Genomic DNA, 20,197 nt, shown 5'->3' with positions numbered 1-20,197 from the left:
ATGGCCACCGACCCGCAATTCTCCCCCCACACCACCTTCACCCTTCTTCGGGAAAGCCAGGACACCCATGTCCGTACCCGCCTGGGCGGCATCTACTACCTGCTCGCCTGGCTGCTGACCTGGGGTTTTTCCGCGGCGCCCGGCGCGATGCCGGTGCTGGGCATCCTGGGCACCCTGTTCTTCACGGCCATGATGCTGCTGCGCTGGCTGCATCGCCTGCCCAGCGAGGAAAATGACGCCGCCCTGCATCGCTGGATCGACCGCCACTGGCTGCTGATCCTCGCCACCAGCCTGGGCTGGGGCCTGGCCCACGCCTGGGCCCTGCTGCGCCCGGAGCTCGAGCCGTCACGGCTGATCGCCACCCTCAGCACCGTGGCCTTCAGCACGGCCATGGCGTTCAACTTCTCGATGCGCAAGCGCCGCTGCGTCAGCGCCATTCTCCTGCTCTACCTGCCAGGCCTGGCCGTGCTGGGCTGGCAGTGGCCGGCGCAGGAGGCGCTGGCGGTAACCCTGGCGTTCTACCTCAGCTACCTGCTGCTCGCCCTCAACCGCAGCCACCGCGAATACCACGGCACCCTGGTCATGGAGCAGCAACTGGTCGACCAGCGCGAGCGCTACGACCAGCTCAGCCGCACCGACAGCCTGACCCAGCTGGGCAATCGCCTGCAGTTCAACAACCTGTTCCCGGCCATGGTCGCCGAGGCCCGCCGCCAGCGCACTCCGCTGTCGCTGGTGTTGCTGGACATCGACTTCTTCAAGCGCGTCAACGACGAGCATGGCCACAGCACCGGCGACGCCTGCCTGAGCGCCTTCGCCGAACGCATGCGCCAGGTGTTCCGTCGCGACAGCGATGCCCTGCTGCGCCTGGGCGGCGAGGAGTTCGGCGTGCTGATGCCGAACACGCCGCTGGAACAAGCACGCGACCTGGCCGAGCACTTCCGCCAGAAGCTGGCCGAGCAGGGCTTTTCCCTGCCCGGGCAGACGCTGCCGCTGACCAGCAGCCTAGGCGTCGGCAGTCTCGACGCCGTGCAGGGCGAGAGCGCCGAAGCCTTCTTCAAGCGGGTCGACGATGCCCTCTACCGGGCCAAGGCCGAGGGCCGCGACCGCCTGGTGCTGTCCACTCCCTGACGTCCGCCCACGTGGCGCAGTGTGCTGCTGACGGCTAGAGCCGGCCTATACTGCGGCCTTTTCCGGGAGCCCCCATGTCCGCACTGCTCGACGCCTGGCGACACGCGCCGACCCACCGTCGGGTCTGGGCGCTGGCCGCGCCGATGATCCTCTCCAACCTCTCGGTGCCGCTGGTGGCGCTGGTGGATGCCGCGGTGATCGGCCACCTGCCGCACACCCAGCAGCTCGGCGCGGTGGTGGTGGGCGGCAGCCTTTACGCGATGCTGGTGGGGGTGTTCGGCATCCTGCGCATGAGCGCCACCGGTTTCGCCGCCCAGGCCACCGGGCGCGGCGATGGCGGCGCGCTGCGCCAGGTGCTGCTGCAGAGCCTGGCGCTGGCCGGGTTGATCGCGCTGCTGGTCGGCCTGCTGGCGATCCCCCTGAGCGACCTGGCGCTGCAGCTGATGCAGCCCTCGGCGCAGCTCGATGCTCTGACCCGCGAATTCTTCCACGCCCGCCTGTTCGGCCTGCCAGCGACCCTGGCCGGCGCGGCGCTGGTCGGCTGGCTGCTGGGCACGCAGAACGCCCGTGGCGCGCTGGCGGTGATGCTGACCACCAACCTGCTCAACGTCGCGCTCAACCTGTGGTTCGTCCTTGGCCTGGACTGGGGCGTGCTCGGCTCGGCACGCGCCTCGGTCATCGCCGAATGGTGCGGCGCCCTGCTCGGCCTGCTGCTGGCCTGGCGCACCCTCGGCCGCCACCCCGGGCAGATCGACATGGCCGCCTTGCACCAGCGGCGCAGCTGGAGCGCGCTGCTGGCGGTGAATCGCGACATCCTCATTCGCACCCTGGCGCTGCACCTGGTGTTCTTCCTCATCACCGTGCAGGGCACGCGCCTGGGCGATGCCACCGTGGCGGCCAACGCCCTGCTGCTCAATGGCCTGCTGCTCGCCGCCTTCGCCCTGGACGGCCTGGCTCATGCGGTCGAGGCCCTGTGCGGGCATGCCATCGGCGCCAGGGACCGCCTCGGCCTGCGTCGCTCGCTGGTGGTGGCCGGTGGCTGGTCACTGCTCGGCAGCCTGCTGTTCGCCGTGCTGTTCCTGCTCGGCGGCCAACTGTTCGTCGACCTGCAGAGCGACATCGCCGAAGTGCGCGGCGCCGCCTACCCTTATCTACCGTACCTGGCTCTACTGCCGCTGATTGCGGTATGGAGCTACCTGCTCGACGGCCTGTTCATCGGTGCCACGCGGGCGCGGGAAATGCGCAACGCCATGCTGCTCAGCGTGGCCCTGGGTCTGCTCGTCGGCTGGTTGCTGCGCGGCCTGGGTAACCACGGTCTGTGGCTGGCCTTTCTATGCTTCATGCTGATGCGCGGCCTGAGCCTGGCCATCCAGGCCCGGCGGCTGCAACTGAAAGATGCCTGGCTCAGCGCCGGCCATTGAGGGAGATGACCATGCTGCCTGCCCCCTGCCCCATCGACGAATCCCAGCGCCAGCAGGTGCTGGACAACCTGGAGCTGCTCGACACCCCCGCCGAGCTGTACCTGGACACCCTGGTGCGCCTGACCCGCGAGCTGTTCGAAGTGGAGACGGTGCTGATCAGCCTGGTGGATCGTGATCGCCAGTGGTTCAAGGCACGTGTCGGCCTGGACGTGGCCGAAACCCCGCGCGACATCTCCTTCTGCGGCCACGCCGTGGCGGCGCGCAGCCCGCTGGTGGTGGAGGACGCGAGGCAGGACCCGCGCTTCTCCGACAACCCGGTGGTCACCGGCCCGCCCTTCATCCGCTTCTATGCCGGCCAGCCACTGTTCAATAACGACCAGCCGATCGGCACGCTGTGCATGCTGCATCCCGAGCCACGCGTACTGACCGCGCAGGAACGCCTGCGCCTGCGCGACCTGGGCACACTGGTCGAAGGCTACCTGCAGCTACGCAGCATGAGCCGCGAGACCCACAAGCTGCGCGAGGCGGTGGACCGCGAGCAGCGCAAGGCGCTGATCGACCCGCTGACCCAGCTGTGGAATCGCGCCGCCCTGCTGCAGTTCTTCAGCCGCGAGCAGAACAGCGCGCGCGATGCCGGCCTGCGCCTGGGGGTGATCTACGCCGAGCTCGACCACTTCGACACGGTCAAGGACCGCAGCAGCGCCGCCGGTGCCGACCAGGCCCTGTGGGAGTGCTCGCGGCGCCTGAGCGCGGCGCTGCGCCCGGACGACCTGCTGGTGCGCCTGGGCGGTGAGGAGTTCATCGCCGTGCTGGCGGTGCACGATGCCAGCGAACTGGGGCACGTTACCGAACGCATGCGCAAGACCATCGCCGACGCGCCGGTGACCGCCGCCGGGCAGTCGCTGGCCCTGAGCCTCAGCCTCGGCAGCGCGCTGTTGCTGCCTGGCGAGAACCAGACTCAGGTGCTGGAACGCGCCTCCCGCGCGCTGTATCGCGCCAAGCAGCTGGGCTACAACCGCGCGGTGCACACCGACGACGCCTTCTAGGGCGTCGCCGCAGCGCCACCACTAACGCCTCACAGGCGGAAGCGGCCCATCTGCCGGCTGAGGTCTTCGGCCAGGCGGTGCAGGGTCCGGCAATCCTCGTTGCAGCTCTGCACCTCGCTGGCGGTCTGCAACGCCAGGTCGGCGATGCCCTGCACGTTGCGGTTGATCTCCTCGGTCACCGAGCTCTGCTCCTCGGTGGCAGCAGCGACCTGATGGTTCATGTCGCTGAGGCGTTCGACCTGCTCGGCGATCTCCTCCAGCGCACGCCCGGTGCTCTCACTCGCCTGCACACCAACGCCGGTGGCCTGCTGGCCGGCCTGCATCGAGCTGACCGCAGTATCGGCGCCCTGCTTCAAGCGCAGGATCATCTGCTGGATTTCCGCCGTCGAATTCTGCGTGCGGCTGGCCAGGGTGCGCACCTCGTCGGCGACCACGGCAAAACCACGGCCCATCTCGCCGGCCCGCGCCGCCTCGATGGCGGCGTTGAGCGCGAGCAGGTTGGTCTGCTCGGCGATGCCGCGAATCACTGCCAGCACCTGGTCGATGGACGCCACCTCGGCGGCCAGTTCGCCGACTGCGCTGGCAGCTTCGCCGATCTCGCCGGACATGCTCTGGATATGCGCGATGGAGCCGCTGACCTCGCGCCGCGCAGCGGTCGCCTGGCCGCGTGCACTCTGCGAGACCTCCGCCGCCGAGCCGGCGTTGCGCGCGATCTCCTGCACGGTCAGGCCCATCTCGTGTACCGCCGTGGCGACCATGTTGGTCATCTCCTGTTGGCGGTCGGACCGCTGAGCGGTGTTGTCGACCACCTTGGCCACCTGCCCCACTGAGTCGCGCAGGCGCTCGCTGGTTTCCAGCACCTCGCCGATCAGTTGGCGCTGGCCCTCGAGGAAGCGGTTGAAGCCGCGCGCCAGATCACCCAGCTCGTCACGGCGCGACTCGTCCAGGCGCCGGGTCAGGTCGCCGCCACCGCCGCCGATTTCCACCAGCGCCTCGGTGACGCGCTGGATCGGCCGCACCAGGCCACGCGCCAGCATGACCACCAGGCCCAGGCTCAGCACCACCACCAACAGGCCGGTCAGGGCGCTGGTGAGCAGGGCACGCCGCGCCTCGCCATAGACCTGCTCCTCGGGTATCTCGGCCACCAGCTGCCAGTCGACCGACTGCAGTGGCAGGGCCATGGCGAAGAACTGCTCGCCCTCGCGATCGAAGGAAACCACCTTGCCGGACTGCGCCGTCAGCTGGCCCGACGCCGCATCGCCGACCAGCTGCGCCAGGCTGGCCTGGTCACTGAGCGCCGCGTCGGGATGGATCTTGACCTTGCCGGCGGCATCCACCAGGTAGATGCGCCCGGCCTCGCCGAGGCGGAAGCCGCGGACCAGGTCGGACATCGCGCTCAGCCCCAGGCCCAGCCCGCCGACACCAAGCGTCTTGCCGTTGGCGGCAATGCGCTGGTTGATGAACAGGGTCGGTACCTTGGTAGTGGTATCGATGTCGATATCCAGCGCGCGCTGCTTGCCGCCATCGATGAAGCTGTAGAACCAGGCGTTCTCCGGGGAGCGCGTCAGCGTGCGATCGAGGCCCTGATCGGTGAGGTAGTGGCCTGTCTCCAGGGCCACGAGGAAGGTGGTGAGCGTCTTGCCGGCGATCTTCTCCTGCTGCAGGTAGCGCTGCATGGCCTCGAGCTGGGCCGGGTCTTCGCCACCCGCCATCCAGTCCGCCACCAGGCTGTTGCCGGCGATGGCGCGGGCCTGCTCTAGCGGCGTGGCCAGCACGCGCTCCAGATCATTGCGCACCGCCTCCACCCGCGCCGGCAGCTCGCCGTTGACCAGGTACCGCTCGACCTGCCGGTTGGCGACGCCGGAGTAGATGAAAATCACCACCAGCACGCTGACCAGCAGCGCCGCCCCCATGCTCAGAATCAACTGCCGGCCGATACTGCGTTGCCAGAACTGCATGCTTCACCCTCACGATTCGCGACGTGGACGCCGCTTGTTGGATACGGCCAGAAAACGGCCAGAGCGATATCGAGCAAGGATCACGCCACCACAACAGAGCCCCGCCCTAGAGGCCACGCGGCAAATCCGAGCGAAGATTGCGACCAAAACAGAAACAGATAAGTCACAAAATCACACACCAATGCACACACTTCGTGCATTTCCACCCGCGCGCCTTCACCTGTTCATCGGCCCGGGCCAGCCGGGAATGAAGCGGCAGCCCGGCAAAGCGATGAACGGTCATGCTCCGCACCCGAGCACTGCGGAAGCGCCAACCTCGCCGCCCCGCAAAAGCGCCGCGCATCGACTAGCGACCACGAGAGGTTATCCGGCAAAACGGCAGGAGCATGATCTGCGCGACTAGCGAGCGCCCTATGCTGGGCTACAGTGGCTGGCAGCCGCGGCACGTCCTGAGGGGATCGGCGACCGCAGCCACCACCATCCAAGCAGGCAGCCGACCTGCATCGCCTGATCGAGGAAACCACCATGGCCGACGCCATTGCCGCCAGCCTGCACTACCTGTCGATCTTCGTATTGTTCGCCCTGCTCACCTGCGAGCACGTGCTGTTTCGTGCCGATCTCGACCACGCCACGGCGCGGCGCCTGCTGCGCATCGACATGATCTACGGGGTTGCCGCCGGCCTGGTGCTGGTCACCGGCGCGGCGCGGGTGATCTGGTACGGCAAGGGCCTGGATTACTACCTGCACAACTGGGTGTTCCACGCCAAGGTCAGCCTGTTCATCCTGGTCGGCCTGCTGTCGATCCTGCCGACCCTGACCTTCTTCGGCTGGCGCAATGACCTGCTGGCCGGCAAGGCACCGACGATCAGCCCGGCCCAGGCCCGGCGCACGATCATGGTGATCCGCCTGGAGCTGCTGATCCTGGTCTGCCTGCCCTTCCTCGCCAGCCTGATGGCGCGCGGCGCGGGCTTCTTCGTCTAGAACGACGCGCAGAAAAAAGCCCGGCACTGGCCGGGCTTTTTCATGGTGCAGACCTATCAGGTCGCCAGGTAGGACGAACGGGTCAGACCCAGGCGCAGGGCGTCGAGGTACTGCGCGCGTTCGTTGGCCGAGAGTTTGGCGCCGGCCACCTTGTCGCGGTAGTAGGTCATCAGTTCCTCGGGCGACAGGTGCACGTAGCGCAGCATGTCCTCGATGGTGTCGTGGGTCTCGATGCCGGCGTGGGCCACGCTGCCGTCCGGGCGCTGGTAGATGTTCACCGAGTCGGTGTCGCCGAACAGGTTGTGCATGTCACCGAGGATTTCCTGGTAGGCGCCGACCAGGAACACGCCGAGCACGTAGTCCTCGCCCTCGCGCACTTCGTGCACTGGCAGGCTGGTCTCGATCGACTGCTCGTCGACGTACTGGCGGATCTTGCCGTCGGAGTCGCAGGTCAGGTCCTGCAGCACCGCGCGGCGCAGCGGCTCTTCTTCCAGGCGGGTCAGCGGCAGGATCGGCAGGATCTGGCCGATGGCCCAGGTATCCGGCAGGCTCTGGAACACCGAGAAGTTGCAGATGTACTTGTCCGCCAGCTTGTCGTTGAGCTCGTCGAGCACCGCGCGGTGCGAGCGCTGACGGGCCTTGAGCTGGTTGTGCAGGCGACGGCAGATGGCGAAGTAGCACTGTTCGGCCAGGGCTTTCTCGGTCAGGTTGAGCTTGCCAGCGGAATACTGTGCGGCCACTTCCTCGATGTAGTGGGTCGCGCGCCAGTATGTCTCGGCGACCATTTCCGGGTCACTGTCGGCCAGCAGCTCGATGAGGTTCTGCAGCACTTCCGGCTGTTCGACGGACTTGTCGATCTCCGGCACGTCGTCGTTGTGGCGCTCGACGTCGGTCACCTGCACCACCAGCACGGCGTGGTGCGCGGTCATGGCCCGGCCGCTCTCGGAGAAGATGTGCGGATGCGGGATGTCCTGGCGGTCGCAGAACTCCTTGAGCATGTCGACCACGGTGGAGGCGTAGTCCTCCATGTCGTAGTTGATCGAGCTGGCGTTGCGCGAGTGGGTGCCGTCGTAGTCCACGCCGAGGCCGCCGCCGACGTCGATGTGATCGACCGGCAGGCCCAGGCCGCGCAGCTCGCCGTAGTAACGGATGGCTTCGCGGAAGCCTTTGCGGTAGTCAGCGATGTTGGCGATCTGCGAACCCATGTGGAAGTGCAGCAGACGGATGCCCTGCTCCAGCTTGGCCGCCTTGAAGCGATCGACCACCGAGAGAATCTGCGCGGCGGACAGGCCGAACTTGGACTTCTCGCCGCCGGTGTCGGCCCACTTGGAGGACGCCAGCGAGGACAGGCGCACGCGCAGACCGACCTGCGGAGTGACCTTGAGCTTGGCCGCCTCCTCGATGACGAACTGCACCTCGGATTCCTTCTCGATCACGATGAACACGTTGTGACCGAGCTTCTGCCCCATCAGCGCCAGGCGGATGAACTCGCGGTCCTTGTAGCCGTTGCAGACGATGGTGCCTCCCTTCGGCGCCAGCGCCAGCACGGCCATCAGCTCGGGCTTGGAGCCGGCTTCCAGGCCGATGGAGACGTCCTGGGTGGCGATGATGTTCTCCACCACCGCTTCCTGCTGGTTGACCTTGATCGGGTACAGGGCGGTGTAGCGGCTGCCGTATTCGAGGCGCTCGATGGCGGCGTCGAAGGCACCGGTCAGCTGGCGTACGCGGTATTGCAGGATGTCCGGGAAGCGCACCAGCAGCGGCAGCGACAGGCCGCTGCCGCGCAGGCCGTCGAGCTGCGCGTAGAGGTCGATGGGCGCGCTGTCCGGGCCGTTCGGGCGCACTTCCACCCGACCGGCATCATTGATCGAGAAGAAGCCGGCGCCCCAGTGGCGAATGCCATATACGCTGCGGCTGTCCGCGACTGTCCATTGGCTGCCATCGTCTTTGCGGGTGCGTCTTGCGGCCATCGAGATCTCCTGTAGGCAAGAAAAAGGGCTGCCGCCCGGCAGCTCTTGTACGGTACGAATATGAAGGTTGCAGGAGAGTGGACTCCCCCTCCTGCATGGAAGTTTAGGAAGTGGCGCGTCAGCCGCCGGACTTCTTGGCCTTGAAGCCGCGCTTGCTCAACTCTTCGAGGAGCAGCTCGACCATGTCGCCCTGAATCTCGATGACCCCGTCCTTGAGCCCGCCGCCGCAGCCGCAACGCTTCTTCAGCGCGCTGGCCAGCTCTTTCAGCTCGGCTTCGGCCAGGGGCACGCCGGTGACGGTGGTGACGGTCTTGCCGCCACGGCCCTTGGTCTCGCGGCGCACGCGGGCGATGCCGTCGCCTTCGGGAATCTGGCTCTGCTTGCAGATACAGGCAGCCACGGGCTGGCCACAGTCGGGGCAGTGCCGACCGGCATCGGTGGAATAGACGAGACCGCTCAGCGCGGAGAACGACGAAGCTTTCTTGACCACCGGCTTTTCCTCATAGGGGTCAGGATAGCGACTGGCCGGCTAAAGCCGACCGCGAAGCCCCACTCAGGCAGGGGCAGCGCAACCAGGCATGGCGCCTGGCTTTGAAGGTGGCGCAGTGTAAGGGCAAAAGGCCGGGTTGCTAAGTGCGAAATTGCGCCATTGATCGACGGATTGGCGACCTCGTGCGGCATCATGCACAGCGCGACGGGAAATACTGCACAAAACCAAGCCCTGCGCGGCTTGCAGGGGGTGTGCTCGCCGAAGACAGTAGAGCAAACCAAGGTGCCGGCGAGACTTCCTTGCGCTCGGCTCAGAGGCTGGCCAGGTACAACTGCAAGGCGCGCAGGGAGTCCGGGCAGAACGGTTTCTCCAGGGCATCGCTGAGAGCCTGGCTCGGCGCGATGAAGTGCGCCTCCATCACTTCCTCCGGCTGCAGCACCAGCGGTGCATCGGACACGGCGGAGAACACCGCGCCCCACAGGCGATTGCCGGGTTCGTCGAAATAGAAGCGGCCATGCTCGCGCAATGCCACGCCAACGATGCCCAGCTCTTCATGCAGCTCGCGGGCGGCGGACTCGGCGTAGCTCTCGCCCTCACCCACCATGCCGCCGGCCGCCACATCCCAGTAGCCGGGGTAGATGGCCTTGCTCAAGGTGCGACGGTGCACGCACAGCTCGCCACGCGAATTGAACAGCAGGATGAAGGTGCCGCGGCCGATCAGGCCACGCTCGCGCAATTCGGCCCGCACCAGGCCGCCGAGCAGTTGGTCCTGCTCGTCGACCCAGGCCACTCGCTCGGCGTCGGAGGCGGCGCGGTGCACCGCCTCGCGCTCGGAGATGGCCATCAGCCCTGGCTCAGCAGGGTGCGCAGGTCGATGATCGCGGCGTTGGCGCGGGAGATGTAGTTGGCCATCACCAGCGAGTGGTTGGCCAGCACGCCATAGCCGCTGCCGTTGAGCACCATCGGGCTCCACAGGGTTTCCTGAGCGGCCTCCAGCTCACGGATGATCTGGCGCACGCTGACGGTGGCGTTCTTCTTCGCCAGCACGTCGGCGAAGTCCACCTCGATGGCGCGCAGGATGTGCGACAGCGCCCAGGCCTGGCCACGGGCCTCGTAGAAAACGTTGTCGATCTGCAGCCAGGGGGTCTTCACCTCCTCCTCGCGCACCGCCACCACCTCACCGGTCGGCACCGGCTGGTTCGGCTCGGCATCGGTGTTCAGGCGCACCCGGCCGACGCTGGCAGACAGGCGCTGGGACAGCGAGCCCAGGCGCGTGGCGACATCGCCCAGCCAGTTGTTGAGGTTGTCGGCACGCGCATAGAACTGGGTGCGCTGCTGGGTGGGGTTGCTCAGGTTGGCCAGGTAGCGATCCAGCGACTTGATGCCCTCGGCATACTCCGACTCGGACGCCGGCAGGGCCCAGCTCTTGTTGTCGAAGTTGAAGCGCGGCTCGGCCTTGGCCAGGTCCGGGTCTTCGGTGGACTGCGACTGCGAGCGGGCGAAGTCCTTGCGCAGCGCACGCGACAGGTCGCGCACCTGCACCAGCACGCCGTACTCCCAGCTCGGCATGTTGTCCAGCCACAGGCCGGGCGGGGCGATGTCGTTCGAGAGGTAGCCGCCGGGCTTGTTCAGCAGGGTCTCGGATACCTGCTTGAGGGTCTCCACCGTGGTGTAGCCGCTGACCAGCTTACGCTGCGCCTGCTCCGCCGCGGCCTGGGCGCGCTGCTGCACGGGGAACAGCCCCGGCTCCTGGCTCCAGTACCAGCCCACCAGCATGGCGCCCAGCAGATAGAGGCCCAGCAGGGTGCCCAGCGTCTTGCCAACCCAGCCGCCACCGAAGTAGCTGCGCACACTATCCAGCGAGTCATCGGCATTGCCGCGCGGCTCTCCCGCGCGATTCTTCCAGTCCAGCATGATCATGGTCCTTGCTTGCGTGTTCGCTTGATCCGACCTCATCCGCGGCGGATCGTTGACTTGCACTATAAGTGAAGCGCACAGGTGAGGCAGCCACAGATCAGCAGCGATGATGCCGATTCGGCCAAAAGCTGGAAATTTGGCGTCAAATGACCGAAGGTTGTCTCTAGGGTTATTACCAGTGGTAGCATCAAGCCATCATTCAGCCCGCAAGGCTGCATAACGATCCGATGCCAGTCATGAACGAGCAAGAAGACCCCAGCCGCGATCGGCTCAAGCAACACTTCGCCAAGCGCGTCATTCACCAGGCGCGCCAGGTGCTGGAAGTGTGGCAGCGCCTGCAGCAGGAAGAATGGGGCAACAGCGTGATGGCCGAACTGGTCGAGGCCAACCTCGGCCTGCTGCGCTATGCCGAACGCTTCGAACAGGACCTGCACGTGCAACTGGCCCGCTCCATCGGCCATTGCCTGGAGGCGGTGGAAGCCAACCGCGGCCGCCTGACCAGCGCCCTGATCACCGAGCTCAACCAGCTGATGCAGCGCCTGTCGCGCACCGGCCTGCGCCACGGCGATCAATACGAACAGACCTACCTGCCGCCACTGCGCAAGCCGGTGTACCTGGCCCTGCAGGACCTCGAGCGCGCCGAGCGCCTGGCCCAGCAACTGGAGTTCTTCGGCCTCAGCGCCCAGCAGCTGGACAGCGCCGCCGCGTTCCGCGCCGCCATGGCCGAGCGCCATCCCTCGGCCATTCTGATGGAAGTCGACTTCGCCGGCCCCGGCCAGGGCCTGGTGCTGGCCAGCGAGGCCCAGCAGGGTCTGGAGCACAAGCTGCCGCTGCTGTTCTTCAGCCACGAGGACGTGGACACCCCGACCCGACTGGCAGCCGTGCGCGCCGGTGGCCAGGAGTTCTTCACCGGCACCCTGGACGCCTCCGGCCTGATCGAGCGCATCGAAGTGCTGACCAACGTGGTCCACTACGAGCCCTACAAGGTACTGATCGTCGACGACTCGCGGGCCCAGGCCACGCACACCGAGCGCGTGCTGAACAGCGCCGGCATCGTCACCCGCACCCTGACCGAGCCGATCCAGGCGATGGCCGAACTGGCCGAGTTCCAGCCGGAACTGATCATCCTCGACATGTACATGCCGGACTGCAACGGCACCGAGCTGGCCAAGGTGATCCGCCACAACGACCGCTACGTCAGTGTGCCGATCATCTACCTGTCCGCCGAAGACGACCTGGACAAGCAGCTCGACGCCATGAGCGAGGGCGGCGACGACTTCCTGACCAAGCCGATCAAGCCGCGCCACCTGATCGCCACCGTGCGCAACCGCGCGGCGCGGGCACGCAACCTCAAGGCACGCATGGTGCGCGACAGCCTCACCGGGCTGTTCAATCACACCCACACCCTGCAGCTGCTGGAAGACGCGCGCTTCCGCGCCCGTCGCGATGGTCAGCCGCTGACCTTCGCCATGCTCGACATCGATCACTTCAAGAAGGTCAACGACACCTACGGCCACCCCATGGGCGACCGGGTGATCAAGAGCCTGGCGCTGTTCCTCAAGCAGCGCCTGCGCAAGACCGACCACATCGGCCGCTACGGTGGCGAGGAATTCGCCGTGGTTCTGCCGGACACCGATGCCGCCACCGCGGCCAAGGTGCTCGACGAGATCCGTCGGCGCTTCGCCGAGATCCACTACCCGGCGCAACCGCATGACCTGTCCTGCACCTTCAGCTGCGGCATCGCCGAAATGACCGAGGGCATGGACAGCAACAGCCTGTCCAAGCAGGCCGACGAAGCGCTCTACGTCGCCAAGCGCGGCGGGCGCAACAAGGTCGAGGTGTACCGCGGCGAAGCGTGATGCGCTTCACGCAGTCATCAGGCTGTAACCAAACCGCAATAACCTTTCGGGCACCACCTCAGTCGTTTTCTGGTGCCCGAACATGCGTCTCAAGCAGCTCACCAACCTCTCCACCGCGCTCCTGGTAGCCGCCTGCGTTGCCCTCGGTGCCACGCTCTGGTGGTCGGAGGGCGCCCTGGAGCGCCCCTACCTGCTGATGCAGCGTTACCTGGGCCTGTCCCAGCAGTTCCAGCAGCAGGTCGCGGACAACGTCCAGGCCTACCTCGGCAGCGGCGACGCCCTGCGCCACAAGCAGGCCCAGCAAGCCATCGAACAACTGGAAAGCCAGCTCGCCGAGCTGCCGCCGGAGCTGGCCGATGACTTGCGCCCGAGCCTGACCGAGCTGAACCAGTTCGTCGCCGGCGACCTGCTGGCGGCTGGCAAGCTCGCCGGCGATCCCCAGGGCCTGCTGCTGCAGGCCGAGCGCGAGATCGGCGGCGCCCTCGACCAGCTGAACAAATACGCCGAGGACAGTGGCAACGCGCAGGCCGCTCTCTACGCCAAGCCCCTGTTCCTCTCCGCCCAGCACCTGACCCGCCTCGGCCACGCCCGCGGCAAGCTGGTGACCAGCGGCCGCGAAGAACTAGCCGCCGACGTCGAACGCGAACTGGCCGCGCTGAATCAGAACGCCAGCGCGCTGGACAGCCTGCCGCTGCTCGGCGTGGCCGACAGCAGCGACTCCGGCGACAGCTTCGCCGCCATGCTCGGCCTGGCCAGCGATGGCGAACAGGAACAGGCCGAGGACAAGGGCATCGCTCTCAAGCGCGAGCTGAGCAGCCTGATCAAACGCTACCCCGCCGAACTGCAACGCACCCAGGCGCTGATCCGTCAGCGCGCGGAACTGGCCAGCGCCAGCAGCGCACGCATCGACGACCTGCAACAGGCACTGGCCGCGCTGGAGCCGCAGGTGCGCGCCGAGCACGGTCGCATCCAGGGCGAGGTACGCCTGGGCCAGGGCCTGGTGATCGGCGTGATCCTGCTCATCGCCCTTGGCCTGGATCGCATCCAGCGCCGTCTGAGCAACCTGCTCGGCCGCCTCGCCCCGGAGCTCTCCACCTGGGCCGCCGGTGACTTCTCCGGCGACGTGCGCCTGGACTCGAACACCCGCGAACTGCGCGACATCGAGGAATCGCTCAATCACCTGCGTCGCTACCTGGTCGAGCTGGTCGGCACCATCCACCAACACGCTGGCGAGGTGGCGGGCAGCAGCCGCACCCTGGCCGAGCTGAGCCAGGGCCTGCACGGTGGCGCCGAGCGCCAGCTCACCGACACGGCGCAGATCCGCGATGCGCTGGGCGAACTGGAAGGCACCATCGCCCAGGTCGCCGACGACGCCAGCCAGGCCGCCGAGGCCAGCCGCGCCGCCAGCCAGGCGGTGGAACAGGGCCAGCGAGTGATCGAGCAGAGCCTCACCGGTCTGCATGCGCTGGTCGGCGAGGTGCAAGGCAACGCCCAATCCATCGAACAGCTGGCCGCCGAGACCGCCACCATCGGTTCGGTGCTGACAGTGATCCGCGGCGTGGCCGAACAGACCAACCTGCTCGCGCTCAATGCCGCCATCGAGGCCGCCCGCGCCGGGGAAGCCGGCCGTGGCTTCGCCGTGGTGGCCGACGAGGTGCGTTCGCTGGCCCAGCGCACCAGCGGCGCCACCGAGGAAATCCAGCAACTGATTGCGCGCCTGCAACAGGCCGCCCAGCAGTCGGTATCGGCGATGCGTGCCCAGGTCGAGCATGCCGAAGCCACCGCTGGCCAGGCCGAACAGGCCGACGGCGCCCTCGACGAAGTGGTCGGCGCCATCCGCACCATCGCCAGCATGGCCGAGCGCATTGCCGAGGCCACCGCCCAGCAGGGCGGCGCCGCCAGCGAGATTCGTGACCGCAGCGAACGCATCCATCACCTGGGCGGCGATAACCTGACCCGCATCGGCGAGGGCCGCGCCCAGGGCGAACAGCTGCTGCAACTGGGTGGCCGCCTGCACACGGCGGTGCAGGCCTTCCGCGTGTAGGCCAGGCGGCGCAGCCGTCCGTCATCGGCAATATCCGCTCATGCACTGCGCCGTTGCGTCGCCTAGGGTCGCTCGCCCGACTTGGGTATGATGCCGCCACGTCTCTCGTGCGAGCCCGCCATGCGCCGTCTGCTGCCTCTGTTCCTGCTGCTGTTCACCCTGCCGGCCCTGGCCGGACTGTTCGATGACCCCAAGCCACGCGGCGTGATCGAGGACTCCACGCTGAACAACAGCGGCGACTTCCTGCCGGTGCGCGAGGCCTTCCGCCTGAGCCTGGTGAGCAGCGACGCCAAGTCGGTGAAGCTGCGTTTCGTCAACGCCGAGGGCTACTACCTCTACCGCCACCGCTTCCAGTTCCGCATCGAACCCAGCGACCTGGCCAAGGGCGAGGCCGTGCTGCCGGCCGGCGAGCCCAAGCACGACGAATACTTCGGCGATGTCGAGGTGTACTACGGCATCACCGACGTAACGCTACCGATCGACAACCCCATCGACCTGCCCTTCACCGTGCACGTCAGCTACCAGGGCTGCGCCGACAAGGGCCTGTGCTACCCGCCGGAGAACGAGCGCATCGAGGTCGACGGCAAGGGCGCCGCGCAGACCACCAAGCCCGCAGAGACATCCACTGGCACCCCGGCGCAAAGCGGCTGGACCTGGAAGGAACTGGCGCTGTTCTTCCTCGGCGGCCTGGCCCTGACCTTCACACCCTGCGTGCTGCCGATGCTGCCGATCCTCACCGGCGTGGTCCTGCGCGGCCGGCCAGGCGGCGCGCGCAGCCTGGTGCTGTCGCTGGCCTACGTGCTGCCGATGGCGATCAGCTTCGCCATCCTCGGCGCGCTGATGGGCCTGTTCGGCGCCGAGCTCAACCTGCAGGCGCGCCTGCAGTCGCCCTGGGTACTGGTGCCCTTCGCCATCTTCTTCGCCCTGTTCGGCGCCGCCAGCCTGGGCTTCCTCGAACTGCGCCTGCCGGCCGCCATCGACGGCCCGCTGCAGCGCCTGAGCCAGCGCCTGAACGGCGGCACCGTGCTCAGCGCCGCCGCCCTCGGCGTGCTCTCCAGCCTGCTGGTGTCGCCCTGCGTGTCGGCACCGCTGGCCGGCGCACTGCTGTACATCAGCGCCAGCGGCGACGCCCTCGGCGGCGGCCTCAAGCTGCTCGCCCTGGGCCTGGGCATGGGCGCGCCACTGGTACTCTTCGCCGTTGGCGGCGGCGCCCTGCTGCCGAAATCCGGCAACTGGATGATCGGCGTGCGCAATCTGTTCGGCGCCCTGCTGCTGGCGGTCGCGATCTGGCTGCTGGAGCGCGTCGTACCGGGATCGGTCAGCCTGGCGCTGTGGGGCCTGCTGGCCGCCGGCATCGCCCTGTGGCTCGGCGTACTGGAGCTGACGCCGAAGACCCATCACCAGAAATTCGCCCAGTTGCTGGGGTTGCCATTGCTGGTCTATGCGGTGGTCGCCTGGGTCGGTGCCCTGCAGGGGGCGAGCGATCCCCTGCGCCCGCTGGGTCGCGCCGAGGCCGCCGTCGTAAGCGCGCAAGCCAGAGTCGCACACAGCGAATGGCAGACCATCACCACCCCGGCCGAACTGGACGCCGCGCTCGCCGAGGCCAAGAGCACCGGCCAGCCGCTGCTGCTGGACTGGTACGCCGACTGGTGCATCAGCTGCAAGGTGATCGAGCGCGAAGTGCTGACCGCGCCTGCCGTAACCGCGCAGCTGGGCGGCTATCGGCTGATCCGCTTCGACATCACCGAGAGCAACCCGGAGCAACGCACCCTGCTCGACCGCTACCAGCTGTTCGGCCCGCCGGCGATCCTGTTCTTCGGCAAAAAGGGTGACGAATGGTCGGATTTGCGTGTCGTAGGTGAAATCAGCGCCGCCGACTTCGCCGAACGCCTGACCCGCGCCGCCTCCCGCCAGAACTGACCTCGTCATATTTCTGCCGTAAATTTCGTCCATCTTGCCGGCTACTCCCGGCAACTGGACAGCCCGCAGCGCTTTCGGCATAGTCCCGGCCATTCCAAGGTCAGAACAACAAGGAAGCGCCCATGGCCACTCTCCTGGTGCTGCACGGCCCCAACCTCAATCTGCTGGGCACCCGCGAGCCCGACAAATACGGCGCCACGACCCTGGCCGAGATCAACCAGGACCTGGAGCAGCACGCCCGTGCCGCCGGCCATCACCTGATGTATCTGCAGAGCAACGCCGAGTACGAGCTGATCGACCGGATTCATGCGGCGAAAGGTGAAGGAGTCGACTTCATCCTGATCAATCCGGCGGCTTTTACTCACACCAGCGTCGCATTACGTGACGCATTGCTGGCGGTGAGCATCCCATTCATCGAAGTGCACCTGTCCAACGTGCACAAACGCGAACCTTTCCGCCATCACTCCTACTTCTCCGACGTAGCGGTGGGAGTGATCTGCGGCCTTGGCGCCAGCGGCTACCGACTGGCCCTGGAGGCCGCCCTGGAACAATTAGAACGCCCCTGACCTCACCCTTGGGAGTTGCAAAACTATGGATATCCGTAAAGTCAAAAAACTGATCGAGCTGCTGGAAGAGTCCGGTATCGACGAGCTGGAGATCCGCGAGGGCGAAGAGTCCGTGCGCATCAGCCGCCACAGCAAGCAGCCGGCCTACGCCCCGCAACCGGTATACGCAGCAGCGCCGGCTCCGGCCGCAGCACCTGTCGCAGCCGCCGCTCCGGCCGAAGCCGGTGCCCCGGCCGCCGCCAAGCTGAACGGCCACGTGGTTCGCTCGCCGATGGTCGGCACCTTCTACCGCGCCGCCTCGCCAACCTCCGCGAACTTCGCCGAAGTCGGGCAGACCGTGAAGAAAGGCGACATCCTGTGCATCGTCGAAGCCATGAAGATGATGAACCACATCGAGGCCGAGGCCAGCGGCGTGATCGAATCGATCCTCGTCGAAAACGGCCAGCCGGTTGAGTACGACCAGCCCCTGTTCACCATCGTCTGATGACGGGGAGCCCGTAATGCAGAAGCTGGAAAAAGTCCTGATCGCCAACCGTGGCGAAATCGCCCTGCGCATCCTGCGCGCCTGCAAGGAAATGGGCATCAAGACGGTAGCGGTCTACTCCACCGCCGACCGCGACCTGATGCACCTGGGGCTGGCCGACGAGACCGTGTGCATCGGCCCGGCGCCGGGCGCGCAGTCCTACCTGAGCATCCCGGCGATCATCAGCGCCGCCGAAGTCACCGGCGCCACTGCGATTCACCCGGGCTACGGCTTCCTCGCCGAAAACGCCGACTTCGCCGAGCAGGTGGAGAAATCCGGCTTCGCCTTCATCGGCCCGACCGCCGACGTGATCCGCCTGATGGGCGACAAGGTTTCCGCCAAGGACGCCATGATCAAGTCCGGCGTACCGGTGGTTCCCGGTTCCGCCGGCCCGCTGCCGGAAGACGAGGATGAAGCCCTGCGCATCGCCCGCGAAGTCGGCTACCCGGTGATCATCAAGGCCGCTGGCGGCGGCGGTGGTCGCGGCATGCGCGTGGTGCACAAGGAAGAAGACCTGATCAAGTCGGCCAAGCTGACCCGCACCGAAGCCGGTGCTGCGTTCGGCAACCCGATGGTCTATCTGGAAAAATTCCTCGGCAACCCGCGCCACGTTGAAGTCCAGGTGCTGTCCGACGGCCAGGGCAACGCCATCCATCTGTACGACCGCGACTGCTCGCTGCAGCGTCGTCACCAGAAGGTTCTGGAAGAAGCCCCTGCCCCGCTGCTCGACGAGAAGGCCCGCGCCGAAGTCCTGCAACGCTGCGTCGATGCCTGCGTCGAGATCGGTTACCGCGGCGCCGGCACCTTCGAGTTCCTCTATGAAGACGGTCGCTTCTACTTCATCGAGATGAACACCCGCGTACAGGTCGAGCACCCGGTCACCGAAATGGTCACCGGCGTCGACATCGTCAAGGAGATGCTCAGCATCGCCGCGGGCAACAAGCTGTCGATCAAGCAGGAAGACGTGAAGATCCTCGGCCACTCCCTAGAGTGCCGGATCAACGCCGAAGACCCGGACAACTTCATGCCCTGCCCCGGCAAGGTGAAGCACTTCCATGCCCCGGGCGGCAACGGCATCCGCGTCGACTCGCACCTGTACAGCGGCTACTCGGTTCCGCCGAACTACGACTCGCTGATCGGCAAGCTGATCAGCTACGGTCGTACCCGCGACGAAGCCATGGCGCGCATGCGCAACGCCCTGGAAGAGATCGTGGTCGACGGGATCAAGACCAACATCCCGCTGCACCGCGACCTCACCCGCGACAAGGGCTTCCTCAAGGGTGGAGTGAACATCCACTACCTCGAGAAGAAGCTGGGCATGGACAAGCACTGAGCCGTCCAGCCAAACAAAGGCCGCCTTCGGGCGGCCTTTGTCGTTTCGGCGCCTGAACTGGCGGGGCGTCGCCCCCTCAAGTAAGCTGCGCGCCCAAATCGCACCATCCTGCTGCACCGCACACGAGGTTCGCCATGCCCTGGTTACAAGTCCGTCTCGCCATCACCCCGGAACAGGCGGAGACCTACGAGGACGCCCTGCTCGGCGTCGGCGCCGTGTCGGTAACCTTCATGGATGCCGAGGATCAGCCGATCTTCGAGCCGGACCTGGGCACCACCCCGCTGTGGTCCAACACCCACCTGCTGGCCCTGTTCGAGGCCGACACCGACCCGGCCAACCTGGTGGCACACCTGCAGCTGCTCACCGGTGGCGATCTGCCGACCCACGAGATCGAGCACATCGCCGACCAGGACTGGGAACGCAGCTGGATGGACAACTTCCAGCCCATGCGTTTCGGCCGCCGCCTGTGGATCGTGCCGAGCTGGCACGCCGCGCCGGAGCCGGAGGCGGTCAACCTGCTGCTCGACCCGGGCCTGGCCTTCGGTACCGGCACCCACCCGACCACCGCGCTGTGCCTGGAATGGCTGGACGGCCAGGAGCTGGCAGGCTGCAACGTGATCGACTTCGGCTGCGGCTCGGGCATCCTGGCCATCGCCGCCCTGCTGCTCGGCGCACCGCGGGCCATCGGCACCGATATCGACCCGCAGGCCCTGGAAGCCTCGCGCGACAATGCCGGGCGCAACGGCATCGATCCGGCGCGCTTCCCGGTCTACCTGCCCGCCGACATGCCGCAACAGCCGGCAGAGGTAGTGGTGGCCAACATCCTGGCCGGCCCGCTGGTATCGCTGGCGCCGCAGATCACCGCGCTGGTCCAGGCCGGTGGCCGCCTGGCGCTGTCCGGCATCCTCGCCGAGCAGGCAGAGGAAGTCCGCGCCGCCTATGAAGGCGCCTTCGACCTCGACCCGACCGCGATCAAGGACGGCTGGGTACGCATCAGCGGGGTAAAGCGCTAGCAGCGCTTGTATTCCCAGGCCCCAGCTT

At 67.0% G+C, this 20,197-nt stretch carries 15 protein-coding genes and 2 pseudogenes; 11 read left to right on the top strand and 6 right to left on the bottom strand.

The features are described from left to right. The 3 genes from PTT45_RS03100 (at nucleotide 1) to PTT45_RS03090 (ending at nucleotide 3,595) form a co-directional block, all read left to right on the top strand. Nucleotides 1-1,128, top strand: coding sequence for a GGDEF domain-containing protein (locus PTT45_RS03100; protein WP_273811476.1), 1,128 nt, complete (start codon nucleotides 1-3; stop codon nucleotides 1,126-1,128). 74 nt (nucleotides 1,129-1,202) lie between these two features. Next, a complete protein-coding gene (locus tag PTT45_RS03095) occupies nucleotides 1,203-2,549 on the top strand; it encodes an MATE family efflux transporter (protein WP_273811475.1) in 1,347 nt (448 codons plus the stop codon). An 11-nt stretch (nucleotides 2,550-2,560) separates the two neighbouring features. Continuing rightward, on the top strand, nucleotides 2,561-3,595 hold the full coding sequence (locus PTT45_RS03090; protein ID WP_273811474.1) for a sensor domain-containing diguanylate cyclase: 1,035 nt from the start codon (nucleotides 2,561-2,563) through the stop codon (nucleotides 3,593-3,595). Between the two features lie 29 nt (nucleotides 3,596-3,624). Here PTT45_RS03090 and PTT45_RS22290 read toward each other — a convergent pair whose 3' ends face one another. After that, nucleotides 3,625-4,353, bottom strand: a complete 729-nt coding sequence (locus PTT45_RS22290; protein ID WP_443218148.1) for a methyl-accepting chemotaxis protein — start codon at nucleotides 4,351-4,353, stop codon at nucleotides 3,625-3,627. Between the two features lie 138 nt (nucleotides 4,354-4,491). Further along, nucleotides 4,492-5,508, bottom strand: a pseudogene (locus PTT45_RS22285) (cache domain-containing protein); the annotation flags it as partial. A gap of 570 nt (nucleotides 5,509-6,078) precedes the next feature. Between PTT45_RS22285 and PTT45_RS03080 the strand changes: the two are divergent. Then, entirely contained in the window at nucleotides 6,079-6,534 is a 456-nt protein-coding gene (locus tag PTT45_RS03080; protein WP_273811472.1) for a DUF2214 family protein, read from the top strand. 56 nt (nucleotides 6,535-6,590) lie between these two features. Here PTT45_RS03080 and speA read toward each other — a convergent pair whose 3' ends face one another. The 4 genes from speA to PTT45_RS03060 form a co-directional block, all read right to left on the bottom strand. Next, the gene (speA, locus tag PTT45_RS03075) at nucleotides 6,591-8,504 is read right to left on the bottom strand and encodes an arginine decarboxylase (protein WP_273811471.1); all 1,914 of its coding nucleotides are present in this window, start codon (nucleotides 8,502-8,504) and stop codon (nucleotides 6,591-6,593) included. Nucleotides 8,505-8,622: 118 nt separating this feature from the next. Beyond that, complete coding sequence (locus PTT45_RS03070) at nucleotides 8,623-8,994, bottom strand: translation initiation factor Sui1 (RefSeq protein WP_043307094.1); 372 nt, start codon at nucleotides 8,992-8,994, stop codon at nucleotides 8,623-8,625. 310 nt (nucleotides 8,995-9,304) lie between these two features. Further along, the gene (locus PTT45_RS03065; RefSeq protein ID WP_273811470.1) at nucleotides 9,305-9,838 is read right to left on the bottom strand and encodes an NUDIX hydrolase; all 534 of its coding nucleotides are present in this window, start codon (nucleotides 9,836-9,838) and stop codon (nucleotides 9,305-9,307) included. Then, nucleotides 9,838-10,908 (bottom strand): DUF2333 family protein, encoded by a 1,071-nt coding sequence (locus PTT45_RS03060; protein ID WP_273811469.1) that lies wholly within the window; start codon nucleotides 10,906-10,908, stop codon nucleotides 9,838-9,840. Before PTT45_RS03060 ends, PTT45_RS03065 begins: the two co-directional genes overlap by 1 nt. Before the next feature lie 230 nt (nucleotides 10,909-11,138). Between PTT45_RS03060 and PTT45_RS03055 the strand changes: the two genes are divergently transcribed. The 7 genes and pseudogenes from PTT45_RS03055 to prmA all read left to right on the top strand — a co-directional run bounded on the left by PTT45_RS03055 (nucleotide 11,139) and on the right by prmA (nucleotide 20,169). Next, nucleotides 11,139-12,770 (top strand): PleD family two-component system response regulator, encoded by a 1,632-nt coding sequence (locus PTT45_RS03055; RefSeq protein ID WP_273811468.1) that lies wholly within the window; start codon nucleotides 11,139-11,141, stop codon nucleotides 12,768-12,770. 1,534 nt (nucleotides 12,771-14,304) lie between these two features. After that, nucleotides 14,305-14,814, top strand: a pseudogene (locus PTT45_RS22280) (methyl-accepting chemotaxis protein); the annotation flags it as partial. Between the two features lie 120 nt (nucleotides 14,815-14,934). Continuing rightward, the gene (locus PTT45_RS03045) at nucleotides 14,935-16,734 is read left to right on the top strand and encodes a protein-disulfide reductase DsbD (protein WP_273811466.1); all 1,800 of its coding nucleotides are present in this window, start codon (nucleotides 14,935-14,937) and stop codon (nucleotides 16,732-16,734) included. Nucleotides 16,735-16,856: 122 nt separating this feature from the next. Beyond that, nucleotides 16,857-17,300 carry a type II 3-dehydroquinate dehydratase gene (gene aroQ, locus PTT45_RS03040; RefSeq protein WP_273811465.1) on the top strand — a complete coding sequence of 148 codons (444 nt, stop codon included), beginning with the start codon at nucleotides 16,857-16,859 and terminating at the stop codon, nucleotides 17,298-17,300. 25 nt (nucleotides 17,301-17,325) lie between these two features. Next, nucleotides 17,326-17,784, top strand: a complete 459-nt coding sequence (gene accB, locus PTT45_RS03035) for an acetyl-CoA carboxylase biotin carboxyl carrier protein (protein WP_043307100.1) — start codon at nucleotides 17,326-17,328, stop codon at nucleotides 17,782-17,784. Nucleotides 17,785-17,800: 16 nt separating this feature from the next. Beyond that, nucleotides 17,801-19,156: an acetyl-CoA carboxylase biotin carboxylase subunit gene (gene accC, locus PTT45_RS03030; protein ID WP_273811464.1), complete on the top strand. Its 1,356-nt coding sequence runs from the start codon at nucleotides 17,801-17,803 to the stop codon at nucleotides 19,154-19,156. Between the two features lie 134 nt (nucleotides 19,157-19,290). Continuing rightward, entirely contained in the window at nucleotides 19,291-20,169 is an 879-nt protein-coding gene (gene prmA, locus PTT45_RS03025; RefSeq protein WP_273811463.1) for a 50S ribosomal protein L11 methyltransferase, read from the top strand. Nucleotides 20,170-20,197: the final 28 nt, after the last annotated feature.

The sequence above is a fragment of the Pseudomonas sp. Gutcm_11s genome, from assembly GCF_028649395.1.
Taxonomy (GTDB): domain Bacteria; phylum Pseudomonadota; class Gammaproteobacteria; order Pseudomonadales; family Pseudomonadaceae; genus Aquipseudomonas.
This window is presented reverse-complemented; position numbering and strand designations above follow the sequence as displayed.

Excerpts from the sequence above, each read along its gene's own strand:
- accC (WP_273811464.1), top strand. The coding sequence starts at position 17,801 with ATGCAGAAGCTGGAAAAAGTCCTGATCGCCAACCGTGGCGAAATCGCC.
- PTT45_RS03095 (WP_273811475.1), top strand. The coding sequence starts at position 1,203 with ATGTCCGCACTGCTCGACGCCTGGCGACACGCGCCGACCCACCGTCGG.
- PTT45_RS03065 (WP_273811470.1), bottom strand. The coding sequence starts at position 9,838 with ATGGCCATCTCCGAGCGCGAGGCGGTGCACCGCGCCGCCTCCGACGCC.
- PTT45_RS22290 (WP_443218148.1), bottom strand. The coding sequence starts at position 4,353 with ATGGTCGCCACGGCGGTACACGAGATGGGCCTGACCGTGCAGGAGATC.
- aroQ (WP_273811465.1), top strand. The coding sequence starts at position 16,857 with ATGGCCACTCTCCTGGTGCTGCACGGCCCCAACCTCAATCTGCTGGGC.
- prmA (WP_273811463.1), top strand. The coding sequence starts at position 19,291 with ATGCCCTGGTTACAAGTCCGTCTCGCCATCACCCCGGAACAGGCGGAG.
- speA (WP_273811471.1), bottom strand. The coding sequence starts at position 8,504 with ATGGCCGCAAGACGCACCCGCAAAGACGATGGCAGCCAATGGACAGTC.
- accB (WP_043307100.1), top strand. The coding sequence starts at position 17,326 with ATGGATATCCGTAAAGTCAAAAAACTGATCGAGCTGCTGGAAGAGTCC.
- PTT45_RS03090 (WP_273811474.1), top strand. The coding sequence starts at position 2,561 with ATGCTGCCTGCCCCCTGCCCCATCGACGAATCCCAGCGCCAGCAGGTG.
- PTT45_RS03045 (WP_273811466.1), top strand. The coding sequence starts at position 14,935 with ATGCGCCGTCTGCTGCCTCTGTTCCTGCTGCTGTTCACCCTGCCGGCC.
- PTT45_RS03060 (WP_273811469.1), bottom strand. The coding sequence starts at position 10,908 with ATGCTGGACTGGAAGAATCGCGCGGGAGAGCCGCGCGGCAATGCCGAT.
- PTT45_RS03100 (WP_273811476.1), top strand. The coding sequence starts at position 1 with ATGGCCACCGACCCGCAATTCTCCCCCCACACCACCTTCACCCTTCTT.
- PTT45_RS03055 (WP_273811468.1), top strand. The coding sequence starts at position 11,139 with ATGCCAGTCATGAACGAGCAAGAAGACCCCAGCCGCGATCGGCTCAAG.
- PTT45_RS03080 (WP_273811472.1), top strand. The coding sequence starts at position 6,079 with ATGGCCGACGCCATTGCCGCCAGCCTGCACTACCTGTCGATCTTCGTA.